This is a genomic window from Streptomyces resistomycificus (genome assembly GCF_001514265.1).
In the GTDB taxonomy this organism is placed as follows: Bacteria; Actinomycetota; Actinomycetes; order Streptomycetales; family Streptomycetaceae; genus Streptomyces; species Streptomyces resistomycificus.
In genome coordinates this window covers 700,520-718,991 of sequence record NZ_KQ948988.1, presented here as the reverse complement: position 1 = coordinate 718,991, position 18,472 = coordinate 700,520, and the positions used below count along the sequence as shown (strand labels likewise).

Annotated in this window: 18 protein-coding genes and 2 pseudogenes; 12 read left to right on the top strand and 8 right to left on the bottom strand. The window is 69.8% G+C overall.

What is annotated here, in order from left to right; all coding sequences use genetic code 11:
• Window positions 1–87 precede the first annotated feature (87 nt).
• The 3 genes from AQJ84_RS03075 to AQJ84_RS03070 all read right to left on the bottom strand — a co-directional run bounded on the left by AQJ84_RS03075 (window position 88) and on the right by AQJ84_RS03070 (window position 2,617).
• Window positions 88–1,035 carry a beta-ketoacyl-ACP synthase III gene (locus AQJ84_RS03075; protein ID WP_030039679.1) on the bottom strand — a complete coding sequence of 316 codons (948 nt, stop codon included), beginning with the start codon at window positions 1,033–1,035 and terminating at the stop codon, window positions 88–90.
• Window positions 1,036–1,179: 144 nt separating this feature from the next.
• Window positions 1,180–1,314 carry an MFS transporter small subunit gene (locus AQJ84_RS44665; RefSeq protein ID WP_259294270.1) on the bottom strand — a complete coding sequence of 45 codons (135 nt, stop codon included), beginning with the start codon at window positions 1,312–1,314 and terminating at the stop codon, window positions 1,180–1,182.
• The gene (locus AQJ84_RS03070) at window positions 1,283–2,617 is read right to left on the bottom strand and encodes an OFA family MFS transporter (protein ID WP_030039680.1); all 1,335 of its coding nucleotides are present in this window, start codon (window positions 2,615–2,617) and stop codon (window positions 1,283–1,285) included. The genes AQJ84_RS44665 and AQJ84_RS03070 overlap by 32 nt, the downstream gene beginning before the upstream one ends.
• A gap of 278 nt (window positions 2,618–2,895) precedes the next feature.
• Here AQJ84_RS03070 and AQJ84_RS03065 point away from each other — a divergent pair.
• From AQJ84_RS03065 to AQJ84_RS03055, 3 genes and pseudogenes are all read left to right on the top strand, one after another.
• Window positions 2,896–3,135 (top strand): annotated as a pseudogene (locus AQJ84_RS03065) (ATP-binding cassette domain-containing protein); the annotation flags it as partial.
• Between the two features lie 383 nt (window positions 3,136–3,518).
• A complete protein-coding gene (locus AQJ84_RS03060; RefSeq protein WP_030039682.1) occupies window positions 3,519–4,145 on the top strand; it encodes an RNA polymerase sigma factor in 627 nt (208 codons plus the stop codon).
• Window positions 4,142–4,789: a hypothetical protein gene (locus tag AQJ84_RS03055; RefSeq protein WP_030039683.1), complete on the top strand. Its 648-nt coding sequence runs from the start codon at window positions 4,142–4,144 to the stop codon at window positions 4,787–4,789. The genes AQJ84_RS03060 and AQJ84_RS03055 overlap by 4 nt, the downstream gene beginning before the upstream one ends.
• Window positions 4,790–5,374: 585 nt before the next feature.
• On the opposite strand, the gene AQJ84_RS03050 is transcribed toward AQJ84_RS03055, so the two are convergent.
• Window positions 5,375–6,400 (bottom strand): Gfo/Idh/MocA family oxidoreductase, encoded by a 1,026-nt coding sequence (locus AQJ84_RS03050; RefSeq protein ID WP_030039684.1) that lies wholly within the window; start codon window positions 6,398–6,400, stop codon window positions 5,375–5,377.
• 50 nt (window positions 6,401–6,450) lie between these two features.
• Complete coding sequence (locus AQJ84_RS03045) at window positions 6,451–7,233, bottom strand: TIM barrel protein (RefSeq protein WP_030039685.1); 783 nt, start codon at window positions 7,231–7,233, stop codon at window positions 6,451–6,453.
• 182 nt (window positions 7,234–7,415) lie between these two features.
• Here AQJ84_RS03045 and AQJ84_RS03040 point away from each other — a divergent pair, with 182 nt between their 5' ends.
• The 5 genes and pseudogenes from AQJ84_RS03040 to AQJ84_RS45215 all read left to right on the top strand — a co-directional run.
• Window positions 7,416–8,441: a LacI family DNA-binding transcriptional regulator gene (locus tag AQJ84_RS03040; RefSeq protein WP_053190259.1), complete on the top strand. Its 1,026-nt coding sequence runs from the start codon at window positions 7,416–7,418 to the stop codon at window positions 8,439–8,441.
• Window positions 8,442–9,316: 875 nt separating this feature from the next.
• Window positions 9,317–9,670, top strand: coding sequence for an exonuclease/endonuclease/phosphatase family protein (locus tag AQJ84_RS42860; protein WP_159042781.1), 354 nt, complete (start codon window positions 9,317–9,319; stop codon window positions 9,668–9,670).
• Window positions 9,671–9,681: 11 nt separating this feature from the next.
• On the top strand, window positions 9,682–11,667 hold the full coding sequence (locus AQJ84_RS03030) for an FG-GAP-like repeat-containing protein (RefSeq protein WP_159042780.1): 1,986 nt from the start codon (window positions 9,682–9,684) through the stop codon (window positions 11,665–11,667).
• 360 nt (window positions 11,668–12,027) lie between these two features.
• Window positions 12,028–12,836, top strand: a protein-coding gene (locus AQJ84_RS41990; protein WP_107082608.1) for an IS5 family transposase whose coding sequence is annotated in 2 segments (ribosomal slippage) — window positions 12,028–12,375 and window positions 12,378–12,836 — 807 coding nt in all. Because the reading frame shifts where the segments join, the coding sequence is not laid out codon by codon here.
• Window positions 12,764–13,015, top strand: a pseudogene (locus AQJ84_RS45215) (IS6 family transposase); the annotation flags it as partial. The gene AQJ84_RS41990 and the pseudogene AQJ84_RS45215, both read left to right, overlap by 73 nt.
• Window positions 13,016–13,266: 251 nt before the next feature.
• Here AQJ84_RS45215 and AQJ84_RS42855 read toward each other — a convergent pair.
• A complete protein-coding gene (locus AQJ84_RS42855) occupies window positions 13,267–13,425 on the bottom strand; it encodes a hypothetical protein (protein ID WP_198536258.1) in 159 nt (52 codons plus the stop codon).
• A 336-nt stretch (window positions 13,426–13,761) separates the two neighbouring features.
• Between AQJ84_RS42855 and AQJ84_RS03015 the strand changes: the two genes are divergently transcribed.
• Window positions 13,762–14,031, top strand: coding sequence for a hypothetical protein (locus tag AQJ84_RS03015; protein WP_128092238.1), 270 nt, complete (start codon window positions 13,762–13,764; stop codon window positions 14,029–14,031).
• A gap of 224 nt (window positions 14,032–14,255) precedes the next feature.
• Here the strand turns inward: AQJ84_RS03015 and AQJ84_RS43855 are convergent, their stop codons facing one another.
• Complete coding sequence (locus AQJ84_RS43855) at window positions 14,256–14,525, bottom strand: hypothetical protein (RefSeq protein ID WP_225877177.1); 270 nt, start codon at window positions 14,523–14,525, stop codon at window positions 14,256–14,258.
• Between the two features lie 23 nt (window positions 14,526–14,548).
• Window positions 14,549–15,289 carry a zinc ABC transporter ATP-binding protein AztA gene (gene aztA / locus AQJ84_RS03005; protein WP_030039693.1) on the bottom strand — a complete coding sequence of 247 codons (741 nt, stop codon included), beginning with the start codon at window positions 15,287–15,289 and terminating at the stop codon, window positions 14,549–14,551.
• Window positions 15,290–15,304: 15 nt separating this feature from the next.
• Here aztA and aztB point away from each other — a divergent pair, with 15 nt between their 5' ends.
• From aztB to aztC, 3 genes are read left to right on the top strand one after another with little or no spacing between them, the layout of a single operon-like run.
• The gene (aztB, locus tag AQJ84_RS03000) at window positions 15,305–16,162 is read left to right on the top strand and encodes a zinc ABC transporter permease AztB (RefSeq protein WP_030039694.1); all 858 of its coding nucleotides are present in this window, start codon (window positions 15,305–15,307) and stop codon (window positions 16,160–16,162) included.
• Window positions 16,163–16,183: 21 nt separating this feature from the next.
• On the top strand, window positions 16,184–17,425 hold the full coding sequence (locus AQJ84_RS02995) for a hypothetical protein (protein ID WP_030039695.1): 1,242 nt from the start codon (window positions 16,184–16,186) through the stop codon (window positions 17,423–17,425).
• Entirely contained in the window at window positions 17,422–18,381 is a 960-nt protein-coding gene (gene aztC, locus AQJ84_RS02990) for a zinc ABC transporter substrate-binding protein AztC (RefSeq protein ID WP_030039696.1), read from the top strand. Before AQJ84_RS02995 ends, aztC begins: the two co-directional genes overlap by 4 nt.
• Window positions 18,382–18,472: the final 91 nt, after the last annotated feature.

Here is an 18,472-nt window from a genome sequence, read left to right as displayed (position 1 = left end):
CGTCTACAGTCTACGGCGCACAGGTGCCAGAGGAACGGGCAGTCGGCCTTGTCACATCCGTCGCCCCGCGCGGGGCGGGAGAGCGTGTCAGGGGCAGCGGACGACCTGTCCTGCGTAGGACAGGTTGCCGCCGAAGCCGAAGAGCAGCACCGGGTCGCCGCTGGAGATCGCGCCCTGCTCCACCAGCTTGGAGAACGCGAGCGGGATGCTCGCCGCCGAGGTGTTGCCGGACTCGGTGACGTCGCGCGCGATGACGGCGTTGACGGCGCCCAGCTTCTCGGCGAGCGGTTCGATGATCCGCAGGTTCGCCTGGTGCAGCACGACCGCGGCGAGGTCCGTGGGGGCGAGACCCGCGCGCTCGCAGGCCTGCCTGGCGAGGGGCGGCAGCCGGGTGGTGGCCCAGCGGTAGACGCTCTGCCCCTCCTGCGCGAACCGCGCCGGCTGGCCCTCGATCCGCACCGCGTTGCCCATCTCGGGCACCGAACCCCACAACACCGGCCCGATGCCGGGCTCGGCGCCCTCCGGGGAGGCCTCGACCACGGCGGCCCCCGCTCCGTCGCCGACCAGCACACAGGTCGTGCGGTCGGTCCAGTCGGCGACCTCGGACATCTTGTCGGCGCCGATGACCAGGGCACGGGTCGCGGCGCCGGCCCGGATGGTGTGGTCGGCGGTGGCCAGGGCGTGGGTGAAGCCGGCACACACGACGTTGATGTCCATCGCGGCCGGCGAGGGGATGCCCAGCCGGGCGGCGACCCGGGCGGCCATGTTGGGCGAGCGGTCGACCGCGGTCGAGGTGGCCACCAGCACCAGGTCGATGTCGGCAGGGGTCAGGCCGGCCGCCGCGAGCGCCTTGGCGGCGGCGTGCCCGGCCAGCTCGTCGACCGGCTCGTCGGGCCCGGCGATCCGGCGGGTGCGGATGCCCACCCGGGACCTGATCCACTCGTCGCTGGTGTCGACCATGCCCGCCAGGTCCTCGTTGGTGAGCACCCTGGCGGGCTGGTAATGGCCGATGGCGGCGATGCGCGAGCCGTTCACTGGTGGATCCCCCTCGTTGCTTCAGGTAGCGGGATTCACCAGTCTGATCAGTGACTCGCGGGTACGACGTCAGGTGAAGTCACAGGAAACAGGCGTCCACCTTGTCGGCTTCCATCAGCCCCTCGGACGCCCTGGCACGGACAGTCACCCGGTGAACAGCTGGGTCGCCTTGCGCACCAGCTCGTACAGACCGTAGGCGAGCGGCGCGCCCACCCACACCCAGGCGAAGGCGATCAGCCCTCGCCGGCTAGGCGGACTCTGGCTGCTGTCGGTGGACATCGGCGGTCTCCTCCCTCGGGGCGGGGATGTGGTGACGGACGTGGACGGGCCGGACGAGTTCGTTGGCGACGAAGCCGACGACGAGCAGCCCGATCATGATGACGAAGGACAGGCCGTACAGCGCCGAGCCGTGCCTGCCGGCCTCCTCCTGCCGGTCGGCGATCCAGTTCACGATGAGCGGCCCGAGGACACCCGCCGTGGACCATGCGGTGAGCAGCCGCCCGTGGATCGCGCCGACCTGGTAGGTGCCGAAGAGGTCCTTCAGGTAGGCGGGCACGGTCGCGAAGCCGCCGCCGTAGAAGGACAGGATCACCAGCGCGCACAGGATGAAGAGCGGCTTCGAGGAGTCGCCGAACAGGGCGATCAGCGCGTACATCACCGCGCCCACGCCGAGGTACACGCGGTAGATGTTCTTGCGGCCGATCAGGTCTGAGGTGGACGACCAGCCGATCCGTCCCGCCATGTTGGCGGCCGACAGCAGGGCGACGAAGCCGGCGGCGGCCGACACGGAGACCGGCGTGGAGGTGTCCGCGAAGAAGTCCGTGATCATCGGCGCGGCCTTCTCCAGGATGCCGATGCCGGCCGTCACGTTCATGCAGAGCACGACCCACAGACACCAGAACTGCGGGGTGCGCACGGCGGTGCGCGCCGACACCTGCGGGCCGGTGGGGGCGTTCGGCGTCCCCTCGGCCGGCTTGGGAGTGCGCGGCACCCGCACCAGCAGCACGCCCAGAGTCATGAAGACCGCGTACGAGAGCCCGTGGACCAGGAACGCGAGCGCGATCCCGGTGCTGTCGCCCCCGAACGACTCCAGCATCTGCGCCGACCAGGGCGAGGCGATCAGCGCGCCGCCGCCGAAGCCCATGATGGCGATGCCGGTGGCCATGCCGGGCCGGTCCGGGAACCACTTGATCAGTGTGGAGACGGGTGAGATGTAGCCGATGCCGAGGCCGATACCGCCGACGAAGCCGTAGCCGAAGACGATCAGCCAGTACTGCTCGGTGGCCGCGCCGAGCGCGGAGAGCAGGAAGCCGGACGAGAAGCAGACCAGGGCCACGGTCATCGCCCAGCGCGGTCCTCTGCGCTCCACGAGCGTGCCGCCGAACGCGGCCGACAGACCGAGCATGACGATGCCGAGCTGGAAGGGCAGCGCGCTCTGCGTGCCGCTGAGACCGAGTGCGGACTCCAGCGGCGGCTTGAACACGCTCCAGGCGTAGGCCTGGCCGATGGAGAGGTGTACGGAGAGCGCGGCGGGGGGAACCAGCCACCGGCTCCATCCCGGGGGTGCGACGGGGGGACTCATGATCCCGAACGGTAGGGACGGCAGGGGCTGTTGAGAAGGCGGCGCGTCGACCGTATGCGATGAGCGGTATCCAGAACGCGCCGAACGGTCACACCTCCCGTGGCCGATGGCTGGCGCCGGGCGGGGACCGCGGACTTTCCGCCATAAACGAGTGAAGACGAGACGCCTCGTCTTGCACGGTGGGGGCATGACTTCCTACTCCTTCCTCTGAGTCCGGGCACGGCCGACGCCGCCGTTTCTGCCGCCCGTAGACCCTTCGCATTCCCAGGGGAAGTCACATGCGCGAACGCGCCCGTACCGCCGTGCCCGCTGCCGTGGCGCAGCTGTCCGTCAAGGACCTGACCAAGTCCTACGGCACCCGATCCGTCCTCGACCAGGTCTGCTTCACCGTCCGTCCCGGCGAGAAGGCCGCCGTCATCGGCGAGAACGTCTCCGGCAAGTCCACCTTGCTGCGGCTGCTGGCCGCGGCCGAGGTCCCGGACGCCGGGGAGATCACCGTCAGACCGGCCGGGTATGGTCCGGGTGGCGAGAGGGCGGGGTACGCCAGTCGGCCGGAGGCGCGGCGGGCGGGATGAGGTCCGGCAGCGCGAGGTCGGCGCCGGCAGCCTGGGCAAGTTCGGCCTCGGCCTGCGTGGTGGTCAGCGCGCGGAGCCGCCTAGGCACCTCCGGCTGGTTCACGGCGGCGTAGCGCTAGCGCTGGGAAGCCTCCAGGTCCTTCTTCAGACGGCGGGAGCGAGCGGCCCGCGCCCGCCGTACGGCGCTGATCCGCTCCTGATCCCGTTCGTGCCGGCGGGCCCTGGTCGACGCGGTTGACGCCGCCGATGACAGGCTCCCCTCCGCCGGACCTCCCGTCGGAGTTGTAACGCCTTTCACGCTCCGGCCCAAGTACAGGTGAAGCGTCATGGAGGAGAGGGGACAGCGCGTGGAACGGATACGGGGTGGGCCTGCGGAGGCGGCCCGTGACCCTCAGCTCTTCGAAGAGTTCTACCGGCGGCATGTGGACGCGGTGACATCTTTTGTGGCCCGGCGTGTCGCCGACGCCCACACCGTCGCGGACCTGACGGCCGAGGTCTTCCTCGCGGTCCTGGACTCCGCCCACGCCTACCGGCCCTCGCGGGGCAGCGAACGGGCCTGGCTGTACGGCATCGCCCGCAACGTCGTCTCCTCGGAACGCCGCCGCCTGGCCCGCGAGACCGAGCGTCACCAGCGCATCTCGGGGCGGCGGTTGCTGGAGGCCGACGACATCGCCCGCCTTGAGGACAAGCTCGATGCGGAGAGCCCCGGCCGCCGAGCGCTCGCCGCCCTGGAGCAACTCCCGGAGGGCGAACGGGCCGTCATGGAACTCATCGCGGTTGATCAACTCACCGTCACCGAGGCGGCCTCCGCTCTCGGCATCCGCCAGGTCACCGCCCGCGTACGGCTGCACCGGGCGCGTAAGACCCTGCGCCCGGAGGCCGATGCGTCGGGCGCGGACCCGCACGGCGCATCCCTGTCATACGTCACGGAAGGAACCGGGGGAAAGGCATGACCACGAGGACGACGTTCGAGGACCGACTGCTGGTCGAACTGCGGGGGGAGATCGCGCGACGTGAGACGGAGTTGAGGGAGATGGAGCGGGAGGAGATCGAATGTAAGGAGGAGGACCGCCTCGCCCGCGCCGGCGCGGCACGGCGCCGACTGTTCACGGGCGGCCGGCTCGCCCTCGCCGCCGGGGCCTGCGCGGCGGCCGGACTCGCGGCCGTGCTCGTGCCGGGCACCCCGGCCGACTCACCGGCGTACGCGGTGGAGCAACACGACGACGGCAGCGTCACGCTCAGCCTCGTCAAGATCGGGATCGGTTCTCAGGCCCAGCACCGACTGGCCGAACGCCTGCGCGCCGAGGGCATCCACGTCACCATCGACGACCTGCCGTACGGCGAGCGCTGCGCACAACCTCGCGGCGAGCTGCTGTCAGCTCCGATGGAGCGGGGGTACATCGGCGACGAGCCGCCGGACGGTGACGACGTCGTCGCCCCGGCGGGACTCTCCCGCCAGTGGACGGTCACGCTGCGTCCGGGCGATTCCCTGGGCATCGAGAACATGACCCGCAAGGACGGCACAGGGGTGCCGACCGAGCTCTTCTACGCCGTCAAGGGCGAGATCAAGCCCTGCGAACCGGAGTCCGCGCCTTAGGAAGGCGGACAGCGACGAGACCCGTGCGAGTTCCGAACTCGTCGGCGGGAGCCGGTGGCAAAGCGAGAGTTCAGCTCATGCCGACTCCCAGCGCCTGGCCTCCGGCCAGAACAAATCCAAACGTCCGGGGGTGCCCCTAGCCCATGTCGGCGTCGACCGGCTGCCGGGTGGTGGGCGCGGGTCGCTGCTGGTGGTCGCGTGGAAGGCGTCACCGCATGACGTGGTCCTTGCCCGAGCCGATGCTCACAGTGGCCGTGGACAGCCCTGTCCTGCCCGCTGGGTGGGCCGCGGCACCGAAGTTATGGACAGGGTTTGCCATTGCCCGTTGTCCATGGCCCAAGTCAGGACGATGAAGGGCGGCTGGCCCACTCGCACGGATCGCCGCACTCGTCGGTGTCGGGGTCGGTGGACTGATCGCCTCCGTCTTTGCCCTGTCCGTCGGCTCACCCTCTTCAGACGTCTACAAGTCACCGACGCCCCCGCCGCACTCGAGCAGCGGGGGTGTCGCATGTTGGACCGACCTGGCCGCCACCCCGTACTTGTCGCACGGCGCCGGGGTCCGCGCTGCGGCCGAAGACCCGTGTTTCACAGGTCTTGGAGCTTGTCGACGCGGACGGGACCGCCGGTGGTGACGGACTGGACGGCGGCGAGGGCGATGGCCAGGGCAGCGCGTGCGTCCTCGCCGGTGGCGGAGGGGGTGCGCTCGGTGCGGACGCTGTCGGTGAAGTCGGCGAGTTCGGCCACATAGGCGTCGTGGAAGAGGTGCTGGTCGTAGGTGACGCACTCGGCGGCGACGCCGTCCGGGCCGTATGCGGTCAGGTGGGTGCGGCGGACGTCGCCCATGGTGAGCATCCCGGCCGAGCCGAGGACCTCGGCGCGTACGTCGTAGCCGTAGACGGCCTGGAAGCTGGCCTCGGCGGTGGCGAGGGCGCCGTTGTCGAAGCGGACAGTGACGACGGCGGTGTCGAGCAGGCCGCGGTCCTTGAAGTCGGGGCGGATCAGGGCGTCCGCCATGGCGAAGACCTCGACGGGTTCGGCACCGGGATTGAGGTGGCGCAGGACGTCGAAGTCATGGATGAGGGTCTCCAGGAAGATCGTCCACGGCGGTATGCGGGCCGGGTCGGCCAGAGCGGGGTCGCGGGTGAGCGAGCGCAACAGCTGCGGTGTGCCGATGGCGCCGGCGGCGATCTTCTCGTGGGCGGCCCTGAAGCCCGCGTCGTAGCGGCGGTTGAAGCCCACCTGGAGGGGCACGCCCGCATCCGCGGCGGCCGCGATGGCGCGGTCGGCCTCGGCGAGGGTGACCGCCATCGGCTTCTCGCAGTAGACCGCCTTGCCCGCCTTGGCGGCCGCCTCGACCAGGTCGGCGTGGGTACGGGCCGGGGTGGCGATCACCACCGCGTCGATGTGCGGGTCGGCGAGCAGTTCACCGATGTCGGTGTAGGCGGTGGCGCAGCCGAGCCGGTCGCCCAGGCTCCGCGCGGCGCCCGGGGTGGGGTCGGCGATGGCGACGAGCCGGACGCCCGGGAGGCGGTGGGCGAGGGTCTCGGCGTGGAACGAACCCATCCGTCCGGCGCCGAGGAGGCCGACGGCGAGAGGCTGCTGGGTGGTCATGCGGGAGCTCCGTACGTCGTCGTCGGGGTGGGTACAGGCTGTGGAGACAGTCAGACGGTGAAGGCGGAGCGGAAGCGCTCCAGAGCGAGCTCGCTGTCGCTGGAGGCCCACGCCTCCAGCGCGACCGTGCCCTCGTAGCCGAGGCCCGCCAGGGCGCGGGCGACGGCTGGGTAGTTGATCTCCCCGGTTCCGGGTTCGCGGCGGCCGGGGACGTCGGCCACCTGGATCTCGCCGATCAGGCCCAGGGCATGGGCCCTGCGGACCAGCTCGATCAGATTCCCCTCGCCGATCTGGGCGTGGTAGAGGTCCAGATTCATCCGCAGCCCGGGCCGGTCCACGGCCGCGACCAGGGCCAGGGTGTCGGCGGCTGTCGCGAACGGCACCCCGGGGTGGTCGACGGCGGTGTTGAGGTTCTCCAGGGTGAAGACGACCCCGGCGCTCTCGCCCAGCTCGGCGAGGCGGGTGAGCGTGCGGTGGGCGGCGATCCACATCTCTCCGGTGACCTCACCGGTCACCGGCACCACCGGCAGGCCCTGGCCGTCCAGTCCGGTGCCGTGCAGGTTCAGGCGAGGGCAGCCCAGTTGCTCGGCCGCCTTGAGCGACTCCTCGGCGGTGCTCAGGAGTTCGGCCGCGCCCTCCTCGTCGGTCAGACTGCCGCGGATGTAGCCGGTCATGGAGGAGAAGTCGGCCGGGGTCCGGGCCAGAGCGGCAAGGTCGTGCCGGGTCCAGTCCCAGATCTCGACCTGGAAACCGGCGTCATGGATGCGCCGTGCCCGCTCGTCGATCGGCAGATCCAGGAAGACCATCTCGGCGCAGGCCGCCAGTGTGTACATCGCCACGTACCTCTCTCCGCGACTTCGGACCAGAACGTTCAAGGAACTAGAACGTTCTAGAACTCCGTGGAGCAGCAGTACGCCAGCTGTCGCCCTCCCCTGTCAAGGCTCCGGTGGCCCGTGAAAGCTAGAACGTTCTATAGTCGACTCCGTAGGAGACGACCCCGACCAGGGAGGACAGGTTGCCGGCGACCCCAGCGGTCCCCAACGGAAAGCGACCGACGCTCGCCGACGTGGCGTCACGGGCAGGGGTGTCCACGGCGCTGGTCTCCATCGTGATGCGTGGCGCGAAGGGGGCCGGCGAGGCCACCCGCGAGCGCGTCCTTCAGGCCGCGCGGGAGATCGGTTACCGACCCGACGCCCGGGCCCGGCTGCTCCGCAGCCACCGCTCCCATCTGCTCGGGGTGCAGTTCGGCCTCCAGCATCCGTTCCACTCCGACCTGGTGGAGGGCATCTACGCGGCGGCCGAACCGGCCGGGTACCAGATCGCGCTGAGTGCAGTGGCCGCCGGGCGCGGCGAGCAGCGCGCCGTCGAGACGCTGCTCGACGACCGCTGCGAGGCGCTGATCCTGCTCGGCCCGCAGGCCCCCGCCGCGCGGCTGGCGGAACTCGCCGGGCAACTGCCGGTCGTCTCCGTGGCCCGCCGGCTGCGGCCGTCCGTCCCGGGCCTGGAGGTCGTACGGACCGCCGACGACGAGGGAGCCCGCCAGGCGGTGGCCCACCTCGTCGCTCTGGGCCACCGCGACATCGCCCACATCGACGGCGGCCGGGCACCGGGCGCAGCCGACCGGCGCCGCGGCTACCGCACCGCCATGAACCGCCACGGCCTGGGCGAATACATCCGCATTCTCCCCGGCGGTCTCACTGAGGAGGAAGGCGCCGAGGCCGCCCGAACCCTGTCGGCCACCCGCCCGCGCCCCACCGCCGTACTGGCCTTCAACGACCGCTGCGCGACCGGCGTACTCGACCTCTTCCTCCGCTCCGGCGTCGCGGTCCCCGGCGACATCTCCGTCGTCGGGTTCGACGACAGCCATCTGGCCCGCCTGGCCCACATCGACCTCACCACCGTCGGACAGGACATCGCACGCCTCGCCGGGCTCGCCGTCGGCCGGGCCGTCGCACGCCTGGAGGGCGCGGAGATCCCCGCCGGGGAACAAGTCATCACCCCCCGTCTTGTCGTCCGGGGAACGTCCGCCCCGCCCCGCTGAAGGCAGATCCCGGGGTGCGCGGCCTGTGTGTTCCGCGGCGACGACGCCGGCCACACCGAGAAGTACCGGTTCGACTCGACGTCGTACATGCCGACTGGCCTGATCAGGAACGGCTGCACCTCGGGCACACGCATCCCGCGGCCACATCAGCTCGGCGGGTGAAGTGCGCCCGCCATGTCGATCACTGGATGGCGGGTGCACTTCACCCGCCATCCAGTGATCGACATGGCGCCGGACGATATCCCGCGGACAGCTCGACAGCGCATAACCGAAGTGGGACGGCTACCGCGCCCAACTCGCCGTATACGCGGGCGGGCGGGTGCTGCTGCGCTCACGGCGCGGCACGGACATGACGGCCTCGTTCCCTCGGAGACCACGGGTAACGGCCCCCCGTGCCCGCACTGTCGGTGGCCGGCGCGGGTCTCCTTTTGTTGGCCTCAGGCACAAGGACAGCCGAGATGCATCATCACGTCCGCGCTGTTGTTGCGGATCTCTGCGACATACACCGGGTTCTTCGTCCGGTGCCCTCATCGTCCAGGCCGCGGGGCGTGTCCCACTGCAGGTGTACTTTCCCGCAGCCGGGCCGGGCCGGGCCGCCGACGATGCAGCGGCCACTGCCGGGCCGTCAGGATCCCACGCTCCCTGCGGAGCATTTGTCGAGCATCTCAGCGGACCGCCGTGTGCCTGCGGCAGGGTGCCTCTCGAACCAGGCTCTCGCCGCCATAGCCACTGCCGCGACGGCTTCAGGCAACCACGGTGTCCTCGTGACCGTCATGCTTGCCGTGAGATATGGATTCTTATGCCACAGCCCGTTGCGAATACCGCTTACCGTGGCCCTTGCGATGGTCGCGCTGACCACGTCGATAGTCGCAGTCGTGTTCACGCCGCAGTCCGCGCGTGCCGACGGCCTGGACCGCAGGACGGTCATCACCTGGAACATGCAGGGCGAGAGCCTGGCCGGTCAGCCCGGAGCCAAGTGGGAACAGGCTCGGCAGTACATGCGACAGACGTCTGTGCTGCTGCTGCAGGAAGCAGGTGCTGGCCCGCCGTCCAGCATGCTCGACGACAACAACGAGCGGGTCAGGTCGATCACTCATACGACGGCCGACGGGGACACCTACGAGAACAGCACCTGGAACCCGGAAACCGAGACGCACGAGGGGGGCCCTACGAGGTCTACTTCCTCCAGACGGACACCAACGGCGGGACGAACACGGGTGGCCGGGTGAACATCGCGATCATGACCCGAGGGGTTCCGGACCAGGTCCGGGTGGTCGACAACCCGATCAGTGCCGGCCGCCGGGCCCTGGGCGTGCGCTTCGGACAGCACTGGTACTTCACGTTCCATGGTCTGTCCGGCGGCGGTGGCGACTCCGCGCGCATGCTGGACGCGATCGACGATGCCGTCGGACTCTGGGCGAGCCAGGACGGGACATCCTACGAGTGGGCGGTGGGAGGTGACTTCAACGCCTCCCCGGAGGACCTGCAGGGACGCCCCCACTTCCCGGTGGCGCAGGTCTACCGCACCCGTCAGGCGACGCAGGCCGGCAGCGGGGAGCTGGACTATGTCGTCGCCGACCAGTGGGTGGACCGTCTGCCGTCCCGCCTGGCACGCGGCGGCTCGGATCACTGGGCCGTGCAGGTGGGCCCCGACCAGCCTGTGTCCGATCCTTCGGCGCCCGTGCCCACGAGGGTCGAGGTGCTGGGCGACTCCATCAGCCACGGGATCAACAGCTCCCACGGCAACGGATACCGCGCCGGGCTCTACGACGACCTCAAATACAATTTCATCGTCGACGACACCGGCATGGTTATGAAGCGGGACGTGGACATGGTCGGCTCCCGGCGCTCGGGAGGCATGGCCGACGCCGACCACGAGGGCCACCCGGGCTTCCGGATCGACGAGATCGCCGACGTGGCGGACTGCTCGATCAAGGAACACCGGCCCAACCTGGTCACCCTGATGGCCGGGACCAACGACATGAACCAGAACTACCAGCTGGACCGTGCCCCGGAGCGGCTCGGGGCCCTCATCGACCAGATCCTGCGCGACGCCCCGGAGGCCACCGTCCTGGTGGCCACGCTGATCCCCTCCACCAAAGCGGGGATGCAGGCCAAGATCGACCGGTACAACGCCGAGCTGCCCCGGATCGTCGATGAGCGCCGCGAGCAGGGCAAACACGTCAGACTGGTCAGCATGGGAGAGCTGACCACCGAGGACGTCGACGGCTCGCACCCCGACGACGAGGGTTACCTCAAGGTGGCCAGGGCGTTCCACGCCGCCGCGCTGCTCGTCGAGAGCCAGGGTTGGCTCAAGGAACCCGTTCCGGTGACCGAGGGCGCATGTGACCCGACCGGCCCGGACACGGGCGAGGGTGAGGGTGGGAGTGCGGCGGGTGAGGGGTGGCACTCGCTGGGCGTGATCGCCCCCGGCATGCAGTCTCCCCGGGGCCGTACCGACCTCGCGGACTTCGACGGCGACGGCCGCGAGGACTACGTGCGCGTTCCTGACACGGGCCGTCTACGCATCGGGCTGAACACCCGGGCCGAGCCCGGCAAGCCGCACTGGGCGGATGTGGACACCGACTTCTCCGTCCAGGACTCCGACCAGGCCGAGAGCCTCCGCTTCGCCGATCTCACCGGCGACGGACGCAGCGACATCGTCGAGGTCCGCCCGACCGGGAGCTCCACCGAAATTCTGATCCACTACGTGAACGAGGGGGTGCGCGACGGCCGGATCACATGGAGCGGAGCGGTCGTGGCGACCAATCCGAAAGCCGCCGGCGTGCGACGCGAATCCGTCCGGTTCGCCGATGTCAACGGCGATCGCCGCGACGACTACCTCCGGGTCGGTGACGACGGGGCCGTCCACGCCTACCTCAACCTCCCGGCGCAGAACAGCGGGTACCGCTTCGAGGAAATCCTGAACTGGGCCCCCGGCGTCTCCTACGGCTCCCGGGACAAGCTCCGCCTCGCGGATGTCAACGGCGACGGCAAGGACGACTACCTCATGGTCGGCTCCACCGGTGCCGTCCACGCGTACATCAACGACGGCGGCCGGGGCGCCGGAGGGTTCACCGAGCACCGGAACTTCGTCAAGGAGACCGGATACCCCGGTGAGAAGTCGGCGTTCCGCGACATCAGCGGCGACGGAAAGGCTGACTACGTCGTCGTCTACAACGGCGGAGCCGTTCGGTGCTGGCTCAACAGAGGCGGCAACATCTAGGCGGCCGCGTTGGGTGCTGGGTCGGCTACACCGTCAACTGACACACAGTGAGCGCGGACCGGACCATAGCTCCTGCCACCGGACACCACAACGGGTGACCGGTGGCAGGACCACCAGGAAGTGATCGACGTCCTGTGCCGGAGCCGGCCGCGGGGCGGCACCCGCTCGTCGCGGGCTCGCCGCCAGCTCTCCCTTGTGCCGACAGCCGCCAGGCCCGGTCCTCCAGCGGGAGGGCCGGGCCCGGGCTATGGGCTGCCGGGTCAGCGTCCGATCGGCTCCGGGTAGCGCTCCCGGCGGCGGGACGGGTCGTCGACGCCTAAGACGCCGTTTCTGATGGCGTGTTCGCTCGTTGAGCCGTGCATGACGGATCTGGTGGAGCGGTTGGTGCCGGACGAGTTGTGGACGCTGTTTCGGCGGGTGGTCCCGCCGACGGAGGTCATACGCCCGCAGGGCGGTGGCCGCCGACGGGCCGGCGACCGCGAATGCCTGGCGGCGATCGTCTTCGTGGCCACCTCGGGCTGCACCTGGCGGCAGCTGCCGCCGGTGTTCGGTCCGGCCTGGCCCACGGTCTACCGGCGCTTCGCCCAGTGGAGCCGGGACCGGGTGTGGGCCAGGCTCCACCGGGTCATCCTCGACGAGCTCGGTGCTCGGGGCGAGCTGGACCGGTCGCGGTGTGCGATCGACTCCGTCAGCGTACGGGCGGCAAAAGGGGGCCACTGACCGGACCGAATCCGACCGACCGCGGCAAGCCGGGGTCAAAAATCCACCTCATCACCGACCGAAACGGGCTGCCGCTGTCGCTGGGCATCTCCGGCGCCAACATGCACGACAGCCAGGCTCTGCAGCCGCTCGTGCGCGGGATCCCGCCCATCCGCTCCCGCCGCGGACCCCGCCGCCGACGTCCGGCCAAGCTCCACGCCGACAAGGGCTACGACTACGACCACCTGCGGAAATGGCTTCGCGAGCGTCGTATCCGCCACCGCATCGCCCGCAAGGGCATCGAGTCATCCACGCGGCTCGGCCGACACCGCTGGGTCGTCGAGAGAACGGTCTCCTGGCTGGCCGGATGCCGAAGACTGCACCGCCATTACGAGCGGAAGGCCGAGCACTTCCTGGCCTTCGTCGGCATCGCCGCAGCACTCATCAGCTACCGCAGACTCACCAACTGAAACGACGTCTAAGCACCGGCGCAGCCCAGCGGTTCCTGTCCGCGTTCACCGGCATCTCACCCCACTTCCGACCCCGACGGCACCTGATGACCGCCACCGAACACCACACCGAGATGATCAACCGCTTCGCCATCTGGGATCAGATCACCGGCGCCACCGGCCAGCTCACCGCAGCTTGAGTCGAGGTGACACCCGGGCCAACCACACCCTGGCGCACCGTCAGACACCCACATGTCCAACAACGTGACAGCGCCCGTGTCCCCGACACTGGTCTGCCAGCTGTGCGTTCGACCAGATTTAAGGGCCTTGACGAACTCGCAGACGGAATTGCCGGGGTGCTGCGCCTACTGGCCCGCAGAGTGCGACGGCCTCCCCCGCAGGGCCACGTGCCGCGCTCCGCGCCGATGCGTTTCCTGAGCCCAACACCGGCTCAGTCGCTACCGTAGGGCAGAGGTTGGGTGAAGTCCTCGTCCCCGGCTATGAAGCGGTCTACGGTGTCGTTGTCGTCCATGGCGAATGTGATGACCTTGCCTCGGAACTGTGCCCCGCCCGGGGTGAAGACGAGGTCGTCGGTGTTCGGCTCCTCCATTTCGCTGGCGTATGTCTCCAGTACGTCGTCTCGTGTGCTCCCCCGGTGGATCCCCGATGCGCCGCGTTTCATGTCCGGCGGCTCCGTGCGTACGGTCGGCCCATTCCGAGCTGGGCCTTCGGACGCTTCCAGGACACCATGGCGCTCGGCGCCGTGCATCTCACGAGCCTGTACTTACGGAGTCTGGCACCCGGCGCGGGCGGAGCAGCTGATGCACCCCTACGTGAGCGAGGCGTCCACCAGAGCGCCCCACCCGCCATTCCAAGAGGACTCCCGTTGCTACGAGTGCTGCGGCTGCCCCGGTTACTGGCGGTTGGGATCCGGTCCAATGTCCTGGTGGGAAGTCCGAGCAGCGCTCTGGAGCTGTCCGCGCCGACCAGCACCATGACACGCACCCTGCTGAACATCGACGCGACGGCGTGCTCCCATCACGACGGCGACACCGAGCAGGCGTGCCGCCGTATGGTCACCGCCCTGACAGCATTGCCCGTCGACTACCGCACCGGCCTGGTCCGCCGCTGTGCCCTGGACCTGTACGAAGCAATCCCCGCCCGGCACCACCGCGAGCGCGCCGTACGGGAACTACGCGACGTCGTGGCCGGCTGACGACTACGGCTCCCACCGTGGGAGGGCAAGCCCGGTCCCCTCGCAGTGGAAGCACCGGCCGCCACCTGGTGTGTTGCAGACGCTGATGGTGCCAGCAGCATTCTGGAAGAGCCGGGTGAGGCCGATGGTGTGCTCCGCGTGGATCGGGAGTTCCTGTCGTCTGCCGAGCGGGACGTCCAACACGACGTCGGGACAGGCGAAGTGGGTGTAGGTAAGTCCAGCGGTCAGGGTGCGGCGTGTCTCGTGCAATCACCCATCGTCTCCGCGCCGGATAGATGGACGCGGGCCGCGAGGATGGTGTCCGCGGCTGCGGTGAAGGACAGCATCCCGGCCGGCCGGGCGAGCGGCCCGGTCCGGCCCACAGGGTCGGGGTGCGTGTGCTGGAGCCGGATCAGGGCGTGCCACAGGCTGCCCGGCAGGTCCGAGGCGGGTTCTTCCGACCCATCGACGTGCGAGAGCCCTGAGCCGGGCCTGACCATGAGTACCGTTTCCACGGGACAGGACGTTGGTGGTCGCCTCACGCCGGTTGCCAGATGCGGGCGAGCGTTGATTCGGTGAGGAGTTGTTCGGGGTGCCCCTGTCCTGCCAGGTGGCCGTTATGGAGGAGGAGGCAGGCGTCCGCGGAGCGTGCGGCTTCGAGGTCGTGGGTGGCGTGGACGACGGTCACTCCGTCAGCGACCAGCTCGGTCAGCAGCGCGCCGATCCAGCCCCTCGCCTCGGGGTCGAGGCCCGTGGTCGGTTCGTCAAGGAGGAGCAGGTCCGACCCCTGGGCGAGTCCCTGGGCGATCAGGGCGCGTTGCCTCTGACCGCCGGACAGCTCTCCGAGTTGGCGGGTGGCGAGGTCGCTGATACCGAGCCTCTCCATGGCCTGGTCCACGGTAATGCGGTCCTGTCGGGTCAGTCTGCGCCACGGTCCGCGTTCGCCCCAGCGCCCCATTTCCACCGTCTGCCTGACCGTCAGCGGCAGTGCGTCCCCGACGGCGCCGCGCTGCGGGACGAACGCCGGTGGCCGGTCGCCGTGGTGGTGGAGCTCGCCTGATGTGGGTTGAATCACTCCGGCCATGACTCCGAGCAGGGTGGACTTCCCGCTTCCGTTCGGGCCGACGAGCGCGGTGGTCGCCAACGCCGGTATGTCCGCGTCAAGTTGATGGAGGACGGGACGGCCCGGGTAACCGGCGGAGAGCTCGATGAAGCGGAGGCGGGACGTCCTGTCCTCGGCTTGGGCGAAAGAGGGGGATTTTTTGAACATGATTTTCATTGTAATGTCCACTCCATGGAGTGGTTGACGGTTCCCTTCGAGGTGACCTTTGTGCAACGGGCCTTGTGGGGCGGGGTGTTGGTGTCGGTGATCTGCGCACTGGCCGGTACCTGGGTAGTGCTCAGGGGGATGGCCTTCCTGGGTGACGCCATGTCCCACGGGCTGCTGCCCGGGGTCGCGCTCGCCGCGCTGCTCGGTGGCAACCTGTTGGTCGGGGCGGTGCTGAGCGCGGTCGTCATGACCGCCGGTGTCACCGCCCTCGGCCGCACTCCGAAGCTGTCCCAGGACACCGGTATCGGCCTGCTCTTCGTGGGGATGCTCTCCCTCGGCGTCATCATCGTGTCGCGCTCGCAGTCCTTCGCGGTCGACCTGACCGGATTCCTATTCGGTGACGTCCTCGCCGTCCGTGAGCAGGACCTGGTGCTGCTGGGTGCGGCGCTGCTGCTGGCACTGGTCGTCTCGGTCTTCGGCCACCGGGCTTTCCTCGCCCTGACCTTCGACCCGCGCAAGGCCAGGACGCTCGGCCTGCGTCCCCGCCTCACTCACGCCGTGCTGCTCGGTCTGCTGGCGCTGGCCATCGTCGCCTCCTTCCACATCGTGGGGACGCTGCTGGTGCTGGGCCTGCTCATCGCTCCGCCGGCGGCCGCGTTGCCCTGGGCGCGCAGTGTGCGGGGCGTCATGGCCCTCGCGGCGCTGCTCGGCATCACCGCCACCTTCTGCGGTCTGCTGTTGTCCTGGCATCTGAGTACCGCGGCCGGCGCGACCGTCTCGGCCCTCGCGGTGGCCCTGTTCTTCCTCTCTCACCTGGCATCCGGTCTCCGCGACCACCGCCGTGCGCGCTTCGTCGGCGTGCGCGCCGCGGCAATCGACTGAAAAGAACCTGAGGCGATCCCTTTGCTCGTCCGAAGTAACGTCATTCCTTGGGTGCCTGCCGCGATCGTGGCCGTCTCCGTGTTCGCCACGAGCTGCGCCGGTCAGACCGACGACGCGTCCGCCCCGAAGTCCAAAGCCTCGGCCTCCGCTCCGCACGGGTACGTCGAGGGGGCGCAGGAGAAGGCGGAGCAGCAGTCGCGGCTGCTGCTCAACGACCCGGGGACCGGAGACACCCGGGTACTCGATCTGATCACCGGAGAGGCGCAGGAGGTGTCCCGGAGGACGGGCACCACCGGACTCACCACGGACGGCCGGTTCGGCTACTTCCACACCTCAGGCGGTATGCACGTCCTCGACGGCGGCGCCTGGACGGTGGATCACGGCGACCACGTCCACTACTACCGCGCGGCCGTACGCGACGTGGGCCGGCTGCCCGGAGGGCCCGGCCCCCGCGTCCGCAGTGACGCCGCCGTGACCACGGTGACCGACGAGGACGGCCGCGCCCGGATCTACCGCCGGGCCGACCTGGAGAAGGGCAAGGTCGGCTCGCCCCGCACGCTTCCCGGCACACAGGCGGGCGTTGTCGTGCCGTACGCGGAGCACCTCCTCAGCCTCACCGACGACGGGCAGGACGCCGCGCGGCTCACGGTGTACGACCGCGAGGGCAAGCGCGTCGCGTCGCCGGACGCGGCGTGCCAGGACCCGCGGGGCGATTCCGTCACCCGGCGCGGAGTCGTCCTCGGATGCGGCGACGGTGCCCTGCTCGTCCGTGAGGCCGACGGCACGTTCACGGCCCAGAGGATCCCGTACGGCGAGGACGTACCCGAGAAGGAACGGGCCACGGCTTTCCGGCACCGGCCCGGCAGCGACACGCTCACGGCGCCGGCCGGTGACCGGGCCGTGTGGGTCCTGGACGTCACCGAGCGCACGTGGACACGGGTGAAGACCGGTCCCGTCGTCTCCGCCAACACTGCGGGAGAGGGCTCCGTCCTGATCGTCCTGGAAACCGACGGATCGCTCCACGGCTACGACATCACCACCGGCAAGCAGGTCTCCAAGACCAAGCCGCTTCTGACGGGCGCCCCCGAGGCCGGCACCGAAGGGAACACGGGACCGGTCATCGAGGTCGACCGCAGCCGCGCCTACCTCAACGATCCCAAGGGCAAACGCGTGTACGAGATCGACTACAACGACAACCTGCGCGTCGCGCGCACCTTCGACCTGGACATCGAGCCGGCCCTGATGGTGGAGACCGGACGATGACGAGACAGACGCGAGGGCCGGGGCCGCTGCGCACCTTCCTGCCGGTCCTGCTCATCCTCGCCCTGGTCGGTGCCGGCGCCGGCTGTACGAGCACCGGCGACCAGCCCCGGGTGGTCGTGACGACCAACATCCTGGGCGACATCACCCAGGAGATCGTCGGCGACGGTGCCAAAGTGACCGTGCTGATGAAGCCGAACGCCGACCCGCACTCCTTCGGTCTGTCGGCCGTGCAGGCCGCCGAGTTGGAGCGGGCCGACCTGGTGATCTTCAACGGGCTGGGGCTGGAGGAGAACGTACTGCGGCACGTCGAGGCTGCCCGCGAGGCAGGCGTAGCCACCTTCGAGGCCGGCAAGGCCGTGAACCCGCTCACCTTCCAGGCCCACGACGACGGCGGCCCCGAGGAGGAGGCCGGACAGCCCGACCCGCACTTCTGGACCGACCCCGACCGCGTACGCAAGGCAGCCGGCCTGATCGCCGACCAGGTGGTAGAGCACGTGAACGGCGTCGACGAGACGGTCATCCGCGACAACGCCGACCGCTACGACGACCAACTCGCCGACCTCGCCACCTGGATGGAGAAGTCCTTCGACCGCATACCCCAACAGCGGCGCGCGTTGGTGACCAACCACCACGTCTTCGGCTACCTCGCCGAACGCTTCGACTTTCAGGTGGTAGGCGCGGTGATCCCGAGCGGTACGACGCTGGCCTCGCCCAGCTCCTCCGACCTGCGCTCACTCACCCAGGCGATGCGGAAGGCAGGCATACCAACCGTGTTCGCGGACTCCTCCCAGCCCAAGCGACTGGCCGAGGTGCTGCGTACGGAGATGGGCGGACAAGTGCGCGTCGTCGAGCTCTACTCCGAATCGCTGACCGAGAAGGGCAAGGGCGCCGGCACCTACCTGCAGATGATGCGCGCCAACACCACCGCCATGACGGACGGCCTGACCGGCGCCTGAACCAACACCCCTGACGTGGACGCCGGTCGACCGGCCGCTCAAGCACACCCGCACCCACTGCCGCGCCCGCGCGGCACAGAAAGGAACAACC

Coding starts and splice junctions, on each gene's coding strand:
- AQJ84_RS03055 (WP_030039683.1), top strand. CDS start 4,142: ATGACCACGAGGACGACGTTCGAGGACCGACTGCTGGTCGAACTGCGG.
- AQJ84_RS03050 (WP_030039684.1), bottom strand. CDS start 6,400: ATGACCACCCAGCAGCCTCTCGCCGTCGGCCTCCTCGGCGCCGGACGG.
- AQJ84_RS42855 (WP_198536258.1), bottom strand. CDS start 13,425: ATGGAGGAGCCGAACACCGACGACCTCGTCTTCACCCCGGGCGGGGCA.
- AQJ84_RS03060 (WP_030039682.1), top strand. CDS start 3,519: ATGGAGGAGAGGGGACAGCGCGTGGAACGGATACGGGGTGGGCCTGCG.
- AQJ84_RS03070 (WP_030039680.1), bottom strand. CDS start 2,617: ATGAGTCCCCCCGTCGCACCCCCGGGATGGAGCCGGTGGCTGGTTCCC.
- aztC (WP_030039696.1), top strand. CDS start 17,422: ATGACGAGACAGACGCGAGGGCCGGGGCCGCTGCGCACCTTCCTGCCG.
- AQJ84_RS03045 (WP_030039685.1), bottom strand. CDS start 7,233: ATGTACACACTGGCGGCCTGCGCCGAGATGGTCTTCCTGGATCTGCCG.
- aztA (WP_030039693.1), bottom strand. CDS start 15,289: ATGAAAATCATGTTCAAAAAATCCCCCTCTTTCGCCCAAGCCGAGGAC.
- aztB (WP_030039694.1), top strand. CDS start 15,305: ATGGAGTGGTTGACGGTTCCCTTCGAGGTGACCTTTGTGCAACGGGCC.
- AQJ84_RS03030 (WP_159042780.1), top strand. CDS start 9,682: ATGACCCGAGGGGTTCCGGACCAGGTCCGGGTGGTCGACAACCCGATC.
- AQJ84_RS44665 (WP_259294270.1), bottom strand. CDS start 1,314: ATGTCCACCGACAGCAGCCAGAGTCCGCCTAGCCGGCGAGGGCTGATC.